We start from the raw sequence: 14,370 nt of genomic DNA, 5'->3' as shown, positions 1-14,370 counted from the left end.
CGGTCATGGTGGCGCCCGTTCGGTATCGTCCGGGACACACGTATGCCTCAGCGCCGGAGGAGCACATGAGCACGATCCCGCGGCTGGTGATCAGCGCCCCGTCGTCCGGTCACGGCAAGACGGCCGTGTCGGTCGGGCTGCTCGCCGCGCTGTCCGCCCGCGGCTACCGCGCCGCGGGCTTCAAGATCGGGCCGGACCACGTCGACGCCGCCTATCTCGGGCTGGCCGGGGGGCGTCCGGGCCGCAACCTCGACCCGCGCATGGTCGGCGCCAAGCGCATGGGCCCCCTGTTCGCGCACGGGGCCGCGTCGCTGGACATCGCCGTGGTCGAGGGCACGATGGGCCTCTTCGACGGGCTCGCCGGGCGCACCGACAGCGAGTCGACCGCGCAGATCTCCGGCCTGCTGCGCGCTCCGGTGATCCTGGTCGTCGACGTCGGCGCCATGGGGCAGTCGGTGGCCGCCCTGGTGCACGGGTTCCGGGCCTACGACGAGCTGCTCTGGCTCGGCGGCGTGATCCTCAACCGGGTCGCCTCGACCCGCCACGAGCAGCTGCTGCGGGAGGCGCTCGACGACATCGGCGTGCCGGTCCTGGGCGCCCTGCGCCGCCACGCGCTCACCGACGCCGGTGACGCCGGGGCCCCGCTGCCCTCCCGCCACCACGGGGTCGCCCCAGTGGTGCACAACAACCTCGACGCCGTGCGGGCGGTGCGCCGCCTCGGCGAGGTCATCGCCGGCGCCGTCGACATCGACCGCACGATGGCCCTGGCCCGCTCCGCGCCCCGCCTGACCTCCGACCCGTGGAGCGCCGAGGCCGAGATCGCCGCGGCCGCCGACGGCCAGTCCTCGATCGCCGCCACCCGCATCGGCCGCCGCCCGGTCATCGGCGTCGCCTTCGCCTACCCGGAGACCGCCGAGCTGCTCACCGCGGCCGGCGCCGAGGTCGTCCCGTTCGACCCGCTGCGCGACGAGGTCCTCCCGTCCGGCGTCGACGGCCTGGTCATCGGGTCCGCGCTGCCGGAGTCCTACGCCGAGGAGCTGACCTTCAACGGCCGGCTGCGCACCGCCGTCGCCGCCCACGCCGCGGCCGGCAAGCCGATCGCCGCCGAGGGCACCGGCCTGGTGTGGCTCTGCCGCGACTACAACGGCCGCCCGATGTGCGGGGTCGTGGACGCCTCCGCGCGCGAGACCGACCTCGTCGTGCTCGGCTACCGCGAGGCCACCGCCCGCTCCTCCTCAGTCCTGCTGCCGGTCGGCGCCCAGGTCATCGGGCACAAGATGCACCGCACGAGCATCAGCCCGCGGGCCGGGCTGCAGCCCGCCTGGACCTGGGCCGGGGGTCCGGCCGAGGGCTTCGTCCAGCGCGGCGTGCACGCGTCCTACCTCGGCCTGCACTGGGCCGGCACGCCCGCGATCGCGTCCCGCTTCGTGGCGGCCGCGAGCGCCACGGCGGCACCGGCGCCGGGGCAGTGGAGCACGCCGTCGACCGCCCCCTACGGCCGGCCCTCGGTTCCCGTCATGAACTTCCCGACCGCGCCGGTGCTGCCCGCCTCGCCGGTGACGGCGGTGCCGGCGGCTCCCGTGACCGCCGTGCCGGCCCCTTCCGCCGTGCCGGCCCCTTCCGCCGTGCCGGCCCCTTCCGCCGTGCCGGCCCCTTCCGCCGCGCCGGCCTCCGCGCCGGCCGCGTCAGCCTCTCCGGCCGCGTCAGCCTCTCCGGCCGCGTCGGCCACTCCGGCCGCGCCGGTCACCGGATCGCCCGCGCCCGCTCCCGCCGCTCTGGTGCCCGCGCCGTTCGCGCCTTCGGAGGACGAGGCGCTCAGCTACGTGTCGGACTACACGACGCCGGAGGCGCCGGCGCCCCGCCTGCCCGCCGCGATCCCCGGGTCGATCCTGGCCGGCCCGGGCGGGGCGGGGACGATCGCGGCTCTGGCGCCGGCCACGGGGTCGTATCCGGTGCGCGGGTCGTCGCTGGCGAGCCCGCCGCCGGCGTCGGGGACGTATCGGTCGGAGGCTCCGGCCAGCGCGCCTACCTCGCCGGGGGCCTCTTCGCCGTTCGGGCCGGCGCTGGGTCCGGCCATGCCGACGCCGTGGACCTCGCCTTCATCGTCGTCTTCGCCCTCGCCCGCGTCCTTGACTTCGCCCGCGTCCTCGTCTTCGCCCGCGTCCTCGCCCGAGGGCTCGGGTCCCGCCGCGGCGGCCTCGTCGGTGTCGGCCGCGCCTGCGGTGGCGGCTTCGTCCGTGTCCGGGGCGCCTGACGCGCCGGGTGAGCCGGAGCCGGTCGGCGGGTCCGAGGCGACGACGGTGCTGGCCGTGTCTGCCGCTGGTGGTGCGGCGACCGCGACGGATGAGGCGAGCGTTGGGGTGCCTTCCGGGCCGAACGGACCCGCGGAGGCGCCGGGGCTGCCATCGTCTGGGATTGTGCCCGTCCAGTCCTCCGCTCAGCCGGTGTCGTCGCCTTCGGTGACGGGGCCGATCACCGCGTACGGCCCGGGAGCCGTCTCGCCGTCCGCCGCCCGGCTCGCACCGGGCGCCGCCGACTCGTACTCCTCGCCCCTCCCCGTCCCGGTCGCCTCGCCGGTGTCGTCCGCCGGGCCGGCTTCGGTGTCGTCACCCGTCGGTGGTCCGGGCGCCTCGCTTGCGCCGCCGGTCGCGGGGCCGGTCTCGTCGCTTCCCGGTGGCCAGGATTCGCCGCTGGACGCCTCGCCGGCCTCTGCCTCGGTCTCCTCGCCGGTCGCCGGGCCGGTCTCGTCGCCGGTCGCCGGGCCGGTCTCGTCGCCGGTCGCCGGGCCGGTCTCGTCGGCGGCCGCCGGGGCGCTGTCGCCGGGTGACGGCGGGCCGGCGCTCTCGGCCGCGATGCCCGTGTCCTCGGCTCCGATGCCGGTGTCCTCGGCTCCGATGCCCGCGTTCTCCGAGGCGATGCCGGCGGCCTCCTCGGCGCCCGTGTCCGCGGCGCCCGGCGGGGTGACCGCGATGCCGGCGGGGGAGTCGGAGGCGGTGCAGTCGGGGGAGGCCGGGTCGTACCCGTCGCCGGGGATCGCCGCGGGTGAGATCGCGGAGCAGGCCCCGGTGTCGGCGCCGCCGGTCTCGGCCCCGCCGGCGGTCGGGCGTTCGGTCGCAACCGCGTCGATTCCCGCCGCGCCCGTGTCGGCGCCGGTCTCCGGTGCTCCCGGTTCGGTAGTGTCCGGTTCCGTGCCTGCTTCGTCAGTTTCGGGAACATCGTCCGGTGCGGCCGCCGGTGCCGTCTCCGCCCCGCCGCTCGGGGGTGCCACGTCCGCCGCCGCGAGTGCGGGAGCCGTGGACCTGGGCGCAGGATACGGCGGTGGCACGCGTGCCGATGCCGTTCCTCCCTCGCCGCTCGGGGGTGCCACGTCCGCCGGGTCGGGCGCAGACCTCGCGAGCGTGCCGGCCGCCGGCGCGAGCGGGGATGGGTCGAGCGCCGGTTCGGGCGCTGGAGCGGCGGACCTGGCGGGCGTGCGGGAGGCCGCGGACGGGGCGAACCGGGGCGTCGCCGAGCACGGCGCGGGGCCCGAGCACGGCGTGGGGCTTGAGCGCGGTGCGGGGCCGGAGCATGGTGCGGGGCTCGGGCACGGTGCGGGGCTCGGGCACGGTGCGGGGCTCGGGCACGGTGCGGGGCTCGGGCACGGTGCGGGGCTCGGGCACGGTGCGGGGCTCGGGCACGGTGCGGGGCTCGGGCACGGTGCGGGGCCCGACGGCGGCTCCGACGGTGACGGTGGCGGGAAGCCGCCCACCGGTGGGTCCAGCGAGGCGGCCTAGTGTCGACCTGGTCGGTGGCGCTTCGGCGCTTTCCCTCGCTGCTCGTCGAGACGCCGCGGCTCACGGTGCGGCCGCTCGGGGCCGACGACGACAAGCGGGTCGCGGAGATCTTCGCCGACCGGCTCGTCCGGCGTTGGCTGCCCGTCGCGCCCGATGAGCTCGAGGAGTTCGACGGCTACGCGTGGTGCACGGAGCTGGCGGTCGAGCGGCGGGACAGCGGGGCCGGGGACCATTACGGCATCGTCCGGCGCGAGGACGAGCGGCTCGTCGGGTGCCTGTGGACCAAGAACACCGACTGGCTGACGCGGTCCACGGAGATCGCCTATGCCGTGGCGGCGGATGCCCGCGGCTACGGGGTCGCGCCCGAAGCGGTCGACGTGCTCGCGTTGTCGCTGCTGCTCGAGCACCGGTTTCAGCGGATCGAGCTGCGGGTCGCGCCCGGGAATGTGGCCTCGCGCAGGGTGGCGGAGAAGGCCGGGTTCACCTACGAGGGGCTGCTGCGCAACGCCGGGTCGCTGGCCAGCGGGCGGGTCGATCTCGAGAGCTGGTCGCTGCTGCCGTCCGACATTCGCTGAAGCGGCGGTTCGCCAGGAGCCGCCGCCGGCACGACTGCGACCGGCCGGGGAAAGCATGACTCCGACCGGCCGGGGAAAGCACGACTGCGACCGGCCGGAGAAGCACGACTCCGACCGGCCGGGGAGAGGCCGAGCAGCCGCCCCGGAAGCGACTCGACACGGCCCGCATCAAACCCGCATCGAACTGGTCCGGATCGGCGGGCCGCGTGAGCCACGCCCGCAGGCATCGAGGCGCGATCCGGAAGTGGCGGGACCAGGCTTCAGGCGCGGGGCGGGGTCGTGGTTCTCGTGTGAGCCTTCGCGGCCGGGGGCTTCTTGCCGACGATCTGCGGGCCGGGGGGTGTGAAGCCGCGCACCGGGGTCCCGGCCAGGGCGTCCCGCAGCGTCTCCGCCACCGTCTCGCGAGGCTTCCCGGCGTTGCCGGACCCGACCCGGTGCAGCGGATTGTCCGGGTCGGCGATGAAGCCCGCCACCGTCAGCCCCGGCGTCATCCCCACGAACCAGGCCGCCCGGTCGTCGTCCGTGGTGCCCGACTTGCCGGCGACCGGGCGACGTACCGTCGCGAACACGCGAGGCGCCGTCGACCACCCGCCGCAGTCGCCCGTCGCGGCCTTGTAACCCGTCACGCACCGGGCCGCGTCGACCGCCCCGCGGGCCACGTCGGCCGAGAGGACCTGGGCACAGCGCGGCTTGGCCACCTCCACGCCCTTGTCGTCCACGGCCGGCTTGCCGCTCGCGTCGGTGATGGAGCGGACCGGCATCGGCTCGCAGTGCACGCCGTCGGCGACGACCGTGGCGAACGCGCCCGCCATCTCCAGCGGGGTCGTGTCGGCCACGCCCAGGGTGAACGCGCCCCAGCCCTTCGCCTTGGCCGGGGAGGCCTGGGTCTTGTCGATGCCGGTGCGCCAGTGCAGCCCGAGGCGCTCGGCCATGCGCACGGCCGCGTCGGCGCCGACGCGCTGTTCGAGCTGGACGAAGTACGTGTTCACGGACTTGCCGAAGCCGGACCACATGGTCTGCCGGCCGGTCATCGAGTCCGAGGCGTTCGACGGGCACCAGAAGTCGTTGCCGCAGTGGGCGGAGCTGCTGCGGCCCGTCTTGTACTTCGTCTGCACCGTCTTCGGCGAGTAGATCGCGGTCGACAGCGGCAGCCCCTGCTCCAGCGCCGCGAGCATGGTGAACATCTTGAACGTCGAGCCCGCCTGGTAGCCGGCCATGTCGTCGCCGCCGCCCAGCAGCGGGTTGACCGTGTTCGGGTAGTTGCCGCGCAGCCGCTTGCGCTGCCGCGGGTCCGAGTGGGGGCCGTTGCTGGCGCGGTCGAGGGAGTACACCCGGTTGACCGCCATCGCCCGGATGAGGCCCGTGCCCGGCTCGATCGCGACCTGGCCGAGGGCGTAGGGGCTGCGCGCCTGCTCCCGCTTGAGGATCTGCGCCTGCGCCGCGTCCTGCACGCGCGGGTCCAGCGACGTGACGATCCTGTACCCGCCGCGCCGCAACGCCTCCAGGCGCTCGGTCGAGTTCGCGCCGAACGCGGGCTGGTTCGCCCACCAGGAGCGGAACATCGCGCAGAAGAAGCCGTACCCGGGCCTGGTCGCCAGGCAGTCGTTGGGCGGGTCGGTGAGCTTCAGCGCGATGGGCTCGGCGTGGGCCGCGGTGGCGTCGGCCGCGCTGAGGTACTTGAGGTCGGCCATGCGGTCGATGACGTAGTTGCGCCGGGCGGTCGCGGCCTTCGCGTCGCCGACCGCGGGGTCGTAGGACGAGGGCGCCTGCACCAGGCCCGCGAGCAGGGCCGCCTCCGGCACGGTGAGGTCGGCGGGCTGCTTCGAGAAGTAGACCTCCGCGGCCGCCTGGACGCCGTAGGCGCGGTGGCCGAAGTAGGCGACGTTGAGGTACCGCTCCAGGATCTCCTGCTTGCTCATGTGCTTCTCGAGCTCGATCGCGAGCTTCATCTCCCGCACCTTGCGCGCCCCGGTCTGCTCGGTGGCCGCGTTGACCTCGGCCGGCGTGCGGGCGCTGTCGCGCAGGGCGTTGCGCACGTACTGCATCGTGATCGTCGACGCGCCCTGCGACACGCCGCCGGCCTTGTGGTTGGCCACGAACGCGCGCGCGACGCCCTTGAAGTCCACGCCGTGGTGCTCCCAGAACCGGGCGTCCTCGGCGGCGACGATCGCGTGCTGCACGTTGACGGACATCGAGTCGAGGGAGGTGTACGTGCGGTACTCCTCGTAGAACTGGGCGAGCATCGTGCTGCCGTCGGCCGCGTAGACGTGCGTGGTCTGGGCCGGCAGCGCCTGCCGCAGCGCCTCCGGGGGCATCGCGAGCTCGTCGGCGCCCTTCTTCACGCCCATTCCGCTGACCGCGGCCAGGGGATAGACGAGCGCGGCTACGGCCAGCCCCACGATGAGCCCGGTCCGCAGGAGCGCGAGGAAGCCGCCGGCCACTCGCATCGTGCGCGCGATCACATTCTTAAGCTAGGACAAATCGGTTCGCCGTACGCGACGATCGCCTGATGCTGCGGTTCCACGGCGACGCTGAGATCGCGCCGGGCCTCGTCGACCTCGCCGTCAACGTCCGCACGGCGGCGCCCCCGTCGTGGCTCATGGGGCCGGTGACGGCGTCGCTGGCCCACCTCGCGCGCTACCCGGACCCGGCCGAGGCCACCGCGGCGATCGCGGCGCGGCACGGGCGGCCCGCCGGGGAGGTGCTGCTCACGGCCGGAGCGGCCCAGGCGTTCGTGCTCATCGCGCAGGCCTTCCGGCCCGAGCGGGCGGTGGTGGTACACCCACAGTTCACCGAGCCCGAGGCGGCGCTGCTGGCCGCGGGCCACGCCGTCGAGCGGGTCGTGCTGCGCGAGGCGGACGGGTTCGTGCTGGGCGAGTCGGACGTCCCGGACACGTCCGACCTCGTGGTGGTGGGAAATCCGACAAACCCCACTTCGGTACTGCACCACGCCGAAACATTGGCGAGCCTGACGAAACCGGGGCGGATCACCGTCGTCGACGAGGCCTTCGCCGACACGGTGCCCGGCGAGCCCGAGTCCCTGGCCGGCCGCCGCGACCGGCCCGGCCTGCTGGTGATCCGGAGCCTGACCAAGACGTGGGGGCTGGCCGGGCTGCGGATCGGCTACGTGCTCGGCCCCGAGCCGCTGCTCGACCGGATGCGCGAGCACGCCCCGCTGTGGAGCGTCTCCACGCCCGCGCTGGCCGCCGCGATCGCCTGCGCCTCGCCGCGCGCCGTGGACACGGAGCGTGAGATCGCCGTCCGGCTCGCCGCCGACCGCGCCCACCTCCTCGCCGCCCTCGCCCGGGCCGGCGTGGCCGTGGCCGGGCGCCCCGCGAGCTCGTTCGTGCTGATCAGGGTCCCGGACGGCGAGCGGGTGCGCGGCGCGCTGCGCGAGCGCGGGTTCGCCGTCCGGCGTGGCGAAACCTTCCCGGGACTGGGCCCGGACTGGTTACGTATTGCCGTGCGGGACACTGCCACGAGTGACGCCTTCGTCGCGGTGTTGTCGAACGTACTGGGAGGGTGAACATGCTGCACGAGACGATTGCCGCGATCCGGCCGCTCGACGACGAGGCCATCGCGGCCGCCCGGGCCCTGCAGGGCCGCCTCACGAAGCCGATGGGGTCGCTCGGGGCGCTGGAGACGCTGGCGGTACGGCTGGCCGGCCTCGCCGGCACCTGCCCGCCGCCGATTCCCGAGCCCGCCGCGCTGGCCATCTTCGCCGGGGACCACGGCGTGCACGAGCAGGGCGTGACCCCGTGGCCGCAGGAGGTCACCGCGCAGATGGTGGCGAACTTCCTCGCCGGCGGTGCCGTGGTCAACGCCTTCGCGCGCCAGGCCGGGGTCTCGGTCACGGTCGTGGACGTGGGCGTGAAGGCCGCGCTCGGCCCGGCCGAGGGCCTGCTGGAGCGCAAGGTGCGGGCCGGGACCCGCGACCTGAGCACCGGGCCGGCGATGACCCGCGAGGAGGCCGTCCAGGCGCTGGAGACCGGCATGCGGGTCGCCGCGGACCTGGTCGACGGCGGCGCCCGGGCGCTGCTCACCGGCGACATGGGCATCGCCAACACCACCCCGTCGGCGGCGCTCATCGCGGCGTTCACGCACGCCGACCCGGCCGCCGTGACCGGGCTCGGCACCGGCATCGACAGCGAGACGCACGCCCGCAAGGTCGCCGTGGTCACCTCCGCCGTCGTCGGGCTCGAGGCCGAGGACCCGATCGACGTGCTGGCCGCGGTCGGGGGCTACGAGCACGCGGCGCTGGCCGGGTACATCCTCAAGGCCGCCCAACTGCGCGTGCCGGTCGTGCTCGACGGCGTGATCGCCGCCTCGGCCGCCCTGGCCGCCCACGCGCTCGCCCCGGCCGCGACCGCCGCGATGATCGCCGGGCACCGCTCGGCCGAGCCGGGCGCGACCGTGGCCCTGGGCTATCTTGAGCTCGAACCGCTCGTCGACCTGGGCCTGCGCCTGGGCGAGGGCACCGGCGCCGTGCTGGCGCTGCCGATCGTGGCCAGTGCTGTCCGCGTGTTGCACGAGGTTGCCACTTTCGATTCCGCTGGAGTAGCCCACAAGTGAACCCCTACCCCCTCGGTTTACGGCTCGACGGGTTACGCGTCCTGGTGGTCGGCGGCGGCGCGGTCGCCACCAGGCGCGTGCCCGCACTGCTCGACGCGGGCGCGGACGTCGTGCTCGTCTCCCCGCACATCACCCCCGCCCTGCGCGCCCACCTCGACGCCGGCCGGCTCACCTGGCGCGAGCGCCGCTTCGAGCCCGCCGACGTCGACGACGTGTGGCTCGTCCACGTCGCCGTCAGCGACCCGGAGGCGGCCCGCGCGATCAGCGAGGTGACCGCCGCGAAGCGGATCTTCACCGTGCGCGCCGACGACCGCCACGCCGCGACCGCGTGGACGCCCGCGGTGACCCGGCACGGCCCGCTGACCGTGGCCGTGCTGGCCGGCGGCGACCCGGCCCGCGCGGTGGCGGTGCGCGACGCGATCGGCGAGCAGCTGGGGACGGCCGGCGTCACGGCGGGCGCCGATCTGGCCGGGACCGTCGCGCTCGTCGGGTCCGGGCCGGGCGACCCGGAGCTGCTGACCGTGCGCGGGCGGCGGCTGCTGGCCGCGGCCGACGTGGTGGTGATCGACCGCCTCGCGTCCGGGCTCCTGCTGGACGAGCTGCGGCCGGAGGTCGAGCTCGTGGACGCCTCGAAGATCCCCTACGGGCCCTCGGCCACGCAGGAGGAGATCAACCGGGTCCTCGTCACGCGGGCCCAGGCCGGGAAGTTCGTGGTGCGCCTCAAGGGCGGGGACCCGTACGTCTTCGGCCGCGGCGGCGAGGAGGTGCTCGCGTGCGCGGCGGCGGGGGTGCCGGTCGTCGTGGTGCCGGGGATCACGAGCTCGATCGCCGTGCCGGCCGCGGCCGGGATTCCGGTGACCCATCGCGGGATCGCACACGAGTTCACCGTGGTCTCCGGGCACCTCGCCCCGGGGCACGCCGAGTCGCTCGTGGACTGGGCGGCCCTGGCCCGGCTGCGGGGGACGGTGTGCGTGCTGATGGGGCTGAAGAACCTGCCCTCGATCGCCGCGGTCCTGCTGGCGCACGGCCGGTCCCCGGACACGCCCGTCGCCGTCGTGCAGGAGGGGACGACCCGGGATCAGCGGACGGTACGGGCGACGCTGGCCACGGTCGCCGACGCCGCGAAGTCGGCCGGCCTGCGCCCACCGGCCGTGATCGTGATCGGCCCGGTCGTCGACGCGCTGTCCACCGACCCGCCCGCGGAGCCGTAGATCCGGGGTGCTTACGCGCGAACGGGGCGCTCCTTCGGGTGAAGGGGCGCCCCGGTTCGTCGTGTCCTACGCGCGGTCGAGCTCGAGCGCGCAGCGGATCAGGCCCAGGTGCGAGTACGCCTGCGGGTGGTTGCCCAGGGCGCGCTCGGTCATCGGGTCGTACTCCTCCGGGATGAGCCCCGTCGGACCGGCGCACTCGATGAACTGGGCGAAGAGCTCCTCGGCGTCGGCGCGGCGGCCGGTGCGCAGATACGCCTCGATCATCCACGTCGTGCACAGGTGGAAGCCGCCCTCGACGCCGGGCAGGCCGTCGTCCCAGCGGTAGCGGTACACGGTCGGGCCCTCGCGCAGGTCGGCCTCGACGGCCAGGACCGTGGCCAGGAACCGCGGGTCGTCGTCGGTGAGCAGGCCGGACAGGCCGATCCACAGCACCGAGGCGTCCATCTCCTCGTAGCCGTAGGCGACCGTGTACGCGCCGACCTTCTCGTTCCAGCCCTTGTCGAGCACGTTGTCGGCGATGGTCGCGCGCAGGGTGTGCCAGACCTCGGGGACCGGGCGGCCCTGGCGCTCGAAGAGCTGGATGCCGCGGTCGACGGTCATCCAGCACATGACCTTGGAGTAGACGTAGTGCCGCGGGCGCCGGCGGGCCTCCCAGATGCCGTGGTCCGGCTCGTGCCAGCGGCGCTCGACGGCCTCGACCATCGCGTTCATGAGCGCGAAGTCGCCCTCCTCGGGCGGGCGCACGTCGGCGAGGGCGCAGATCAGGTCGGCGACGGGGCCGAACACGTCCAGCTGCACTTGGCCGTTGGCCGCATTGCCGATGCGCACCGGGCGGGAGCCCGCGTAGCCGGGCAGCGCCTCGATCACGGCCTCGGGGCCGAGCTCGGTGCCGTCGAGGGTGTACAGCGGGTGGAGCCGCTCCGGGTGCCCGTCGGTGTTGTCGGCCACGCGCAGCGTCCAGCGCACCAGGGACTCGGCCTCCTCGGTGGAGCCGAGGTCGACGAGGGCCTTGGCGGTCAGCGAGGCGTCGCGCAGCCAGCAGTACCGGTAGTCCCAGTTGCGGGAGCCGCCGATCTCCTCCGGCAGCGAGGAGGTCGCGGCGGCCAGGATCGCGCCGCTGGGCTTGTGCCACAGGCCGCGCAGGGTGAGCGCGCTGCGCCGGACCAGGTCCTTGGCGACCGAGGGCAGCTTGAGCGACTCCGACCAGTCGCGCCAGGCGGCCTCGGCCGCGATCTGCCGCTCGGCCAGCTCCACCCGCGGCGCCTCGATCGAGTCGGTGCCGAGCCGCAGCTCCAGCATGGCCGTGCCGCCGACCGCGTTGAGGTCGACCGTCGCGCGGGCCATGTCGCTGTGGCCGTCGGAGCTGATCTCCCATTCGATGCCGGGGGAGTACAGCGCGATCGGCTCGTTGGAGCCCAGCACCAGCAGGCCGTCACCGCCGAGCGGCTGCAGGCGGATGTGCACCTGGCCGAAGTCCGGGCGCGGGACGAAGTCGATGCGGGCCCGGGAGCTGCCCGACAGCACGCGGATCAGCGAGTTGCCGGTGCGGTGGTGGTCCAGCCAGTCGGTGACGGTCAGGCCCGACCAGCGGGTCTCCACCGTCATGGTGCCCGGCCGGTAGCGCTGCCCGAGCGGGGTGCCGCCCTTCTCCGGCTGCACCGTGAAGTGCCCGGCCGCCGTGTCGCCGAGCAGGTCGGCGAAGACCGCGCCCGAGTCCGGCTTCGGGTGGCACAGCCAGGTGACCCGGGCGGCCGGCGTGAGCAGGGCGACGGTGTGGGTGTTGGACAGCATCGAGTGCCGCTCGATCGGCACCGCCTGCTCGCCGAAGAGCCAGCGCCGCCGGGTGAACAGCAGCAGCTCGAGGACGGCCACCGCCGCGTCCGCGCCGTCGATGCGGAAGCGGGCCTGCGTCTCCTCCTCGCCCACCCCGACCTTGATGCCGAGGTCGGGGCCGTGCAGGTGGGCGAAGGCCTTCTCGTCGGTGGCGTCGTCGCCGAGGTACACCACCGCGCTTGCCGACACCTGCATGCGCAGCGCGTCGACGGCCAGGCCCTTGTCGGTCGGCACCACCGAGAGCTCGATGACCTCCCGGCCGGTGGTCACCTCGATGTCGGGCCACAGCGCCGCCCCGCTGCGCACGGCGTCGAAGACCCGCTGGGCCACGTCCCGCGGCGCCGCCCGGGTGTGCACCGCGATGCTCGCGGGCTTGCTCTCTAGCCGGACGCCCGGCTGGTCCCGGCAGATGGCGTTGAGCGCGGCCTGCAGCTCGCCGCGGCGCTGCTGGCGCTCGGGCGGCAGCTCGTCGACGAAGCCGACGTCGAACTCGGAGCCGTGGCTGCCGACGAGGCGCACCTCGGCGGGGAGGCGGGACAGGGCGGCTAGGTCACGCAGGGCCCGGCCGCTGATCACGCCCACCGTCGTCTGCGGCAGCGACGAGAGGGCGCGCACGGCGGCTACGGACTCGGCGGTCGGAGTCGCCTTGGTGGGGTCCGCGACGATCGGCGCGAGGGTGCCGTCGTAGTCACATGCCACCAAGAGGTTGGGCACGCGGGCGACGCGTAGCACCGCCGCGCGGAGGTCCGGGTCGAGCGAGAGGCCGTTGCCTGTCGCCGAGATCTGGTTCATGTCCGGCCTGTTCGTGGAAGTCGGTTGTGCATTCAGGGTGTTCGACAGGGTGTTCGACAGGGTGTTCGACAGGGTGTTCGACTGGTTGCTCGACGAGATGTTCGTCAGGGTGCCGAGCGGTTGGAGCTGTGCGGTCGAGCAGGCGCCGAGCCGACGGGCGGGTCACGATGCGGCGCCGAGCGCGTCCAGGAACGAGTCCGCCCAGGTTCGGACATCGTGGGCGCGCAGGTGGGAATGCATAGCATGCATTCGCTTGCGGCCCTCGACCGGGTCGACATGGATCGCACGCATGAGTGCGTCTTTCACCCCGTCGAGGTCGTGCGGATTGCACAGGAACGCCTGGCGCAGCTCGGCGGCCGCGCCCGCGAACTCCGAAAGCACGATGGCGCCCCGGCCGTCGGCGTGGGCACCGACATACTCCTTGGCCACCAGGTTCATGCCATCCCTCAGCGGAGTCACCATCATCACGTCGGCCGCAACATACAACGCGGCCAGCTCAGCCCGACTGTACGACTGATGGAGATAGTGCACGGCCGGTTGGCCAACTCGTCCGTACTCCCCATTGATCCGCCCGACCTCACGCTCGACGTTCACCCGGAGCGTCTGGTAGTGCTCCACCCGCTCCCGGCTCGGCGTAGCCACTTGTACCATCACCGTCTCGGGCGCCGTGAGTCGTCCATCCGACAGCAGTTCCCTGAATGCCTTGAGGCGCCTTTCGATGCCCTTGGTGTAGTCGAGCCGGTCCACCCCCAGAATGATCGTGCGGGGCTCTCCCAGCTCGGTGCGGATCGCGGCCGCCCTGGCCTGCACTTCCGGCGACGCGGCCAGCCGCCGCATCTCCTCGACGTCGATCGAGATCGGGAAAGCCTCGGCGCGCACCGTGCGACCCTCCCACTCCACGATTCCGCGGCGCACGCGGGTGCCGAGCAGATGTCGGGCCAGTTGGACGAAGTTCTGCGCGCCGAGTGGCCGCTGGAAACCAACCAGATCGGCACCGAGCAGACCCTTGAGAATGTCGGCGCGGCGCGGTAGTTGCATGAACAGTTCGACGGGCGGGAATGGGATGTGCAGAAAAAACCCGATCTTGAGATCGGGCCGGGACTCGCGTAGCAGGGCCGGCACCAGTTGCAACTGGTAATCCTGGACCCACACCGTGGCGCCCGGCGCGGCATCGTCGGCGACGGCCTTCGCAAATCGCTCGTTGACCAGACGGTACGACTCCCACCATCGACGTTTGAAGATCGGCGTCTCCACGGCGTCGTGATAGAGCGGCCAGAGGCTGGAATTGGAGAAGCCCTCGTAGTAGCGCTCGATCTCGCCCGCGCTGAGCGGCACGGTGTGCAGATGAATCCCGCCGGCCTCGAACGTCTCCTCCTGGGTGTCGGTGTCCCCGGCCCCGCCGGGCCAGCCGACCCAGGTCCCGTTGCGCTGCTCGAGCACGGGCTCGAGCGCGGTCACCAGCCCGCCCGGGCTCCTGCGATAGCTGACCTCGCCGTCCGGGCCCACCACCTTGTCGACGGGCAACCGGTTGGCGACCACTACGAATGCACTGTCTCCAGCCACGTGTCGAGTCCTCCCCCTGGGTGATCCACCCTCGTACTTTCAGCCTACTGA

8 protein-coding genes are annotated in these 14,370 nt (G+C 74.0%); 5 read left to right on the top strand and 3 right to left on the bottom strand.

Features of this window, described 5'->3' with window-relative positions; all coding sequences use genetic code 11:
- Nucleotides 1-65 precede the first annotated feature (65 nt).
- Both ACQP1P_RS41330 and ACQP1P_RS41325 read left to right on the top strand, forming a co-directional pair.
- On the top strand, nucleotides 66-3,773 hold the full coding sequence (locus ACQP1P_RS41330) for a cobyrinate a,c-diamide synthase (RefSeq protein WP_433079850.1): 3,708 nt from the start codon (nucleotides 66-68) through the stop codon (nucleotides 3,771-3,773).
- 14 nt (nucleotides 3,774-3,787) lie between these two features.
- Nucleotides 3,788-4,348: a GNAT family N-acetyltransferase gene (locus ACQP1P_RS41325; protein ID WP_433079849.1), complete on the top strand. Its 561-nt coding sequence runs from the start codon at nucleotides 3,788-3,790 to the stop codon at nucleotides 4,346-4,348.
- A gap of 260 nt (nucleotides 4,349-4,608) precedes the next feature.
- On the opposite strand, the gene ACQP1P_RS41320 is transcribed toward ACQP1P_RS41325, so the two are convergent.
- Nucleotides 4,609-6,810: a transglycosylase domain-containing protein gene (locus ACQP1P_RS41320; protein ID WP_433079848.1), complete on the bottom strand. Its 2,202-nt coding sequence runs from the start codon at nucleotides 6,808-6,810 to the stop codon at nucleotides 4,609-4,611.
- Between the two features lie 47 nt (nucleotides 6,811-6,857).
- On the opposite strand from ACQP1P_RS41320, the gene cobC reads away from it, so the two are divergent.
- Genes cobC through cobA form a run of 3 tightly spaced genes read left to right on the top strand, consistent with a single transcriptional unit; the run spans nucleotide 6,858 to nucleotide 10,131 of the window.
- A complete protein-coding gene (cobC, locus tag ACQP1P_RS41315) occupies nucleotides 6,858-7,874 on the top strand; it encodes an Rv2231c family pyridoxal phosphate-dependent protein CobC (protein WP_433079846.1) in 1,017 nt (338 codons plus the stop codon).
- Between the two features lie 2 nt (nucleotides 7,875-7,876).
- Nucleotides 7,877-8,920 carry a nicotinate-nucleotide--dimethylbenzimidazole phosphoribosyltransferase gene (gene cobT, locus ACQP1P_RS41310; protein WP_433079844.1) on the top strand — a complete coding sequence of 348 codons (1,044 nt, stop codon included), beginning with the start codon at nucleotides 7,877-7,879 and terminating at the stop codon, nucleotides 8,918-8,920.
- Nucleotides 8,917-10,131, top strand: a complete 1,215-nt coding sequence (gene cobA, locus ACQP1P_RS41305) for a uroporphyrinogen-III C-methyltransferase (protein WP_433079842.1) — start codon at nucleotides 8,917-8,919, stop codon at nucleotides 10,129-10,131. The genes cobT and cobA overlap by 4 nt, the downstream gene beginning before the upstream one ends.
- Nucleotides 10,132-10,197: 66 nt before the next feature.
- Here the strand turns inward: cobA and otsB are convergent, their stop codons facing one another.
- Both otsB and ACQP1P_RS41295 read right to left on the bottom strand, forming a co-directional pair.
- Nucleotides 10,198-12,756, bottom strand: a complete 2,559-nt coding sequence (gene otsB / locus ACQP1P_RS41300) for a trehalose-phosphatase (protein WP_433079840.1) — start codon at nucleotides 12,754-12,756, stop codon at nucleotides 10,198-10,200.
- 162 nt (nucleotides 12,757-12,918) lie between these two features.
- A complete protein-coding gene (locus ACQP1P_RS41295) occupies nucleotides 12,919-14,319 on the bottom strand; it encodes an alpha,alpha-trehalose-phosphate synthase (UDP-forming) (RefSeq protein ID WP_433079838.1) in 1,401 nt (466 codons plus the stop codon).
- Nucleotides 14,320-14,370: the final 51 nt, after the last annotated feature.

This window comes from Dactylosporangium sp. CA-052675 (assembly GCF_050947935.1).
Classification (GTDB): Bacteria; Actinomycetota; Actinomycetes; order Mycobacteriales; family Micromonosporaceae; genus Dactylosporangium.
This window is presented reverse-complemented; position numbering and strand designations above follow the sequence as displayed.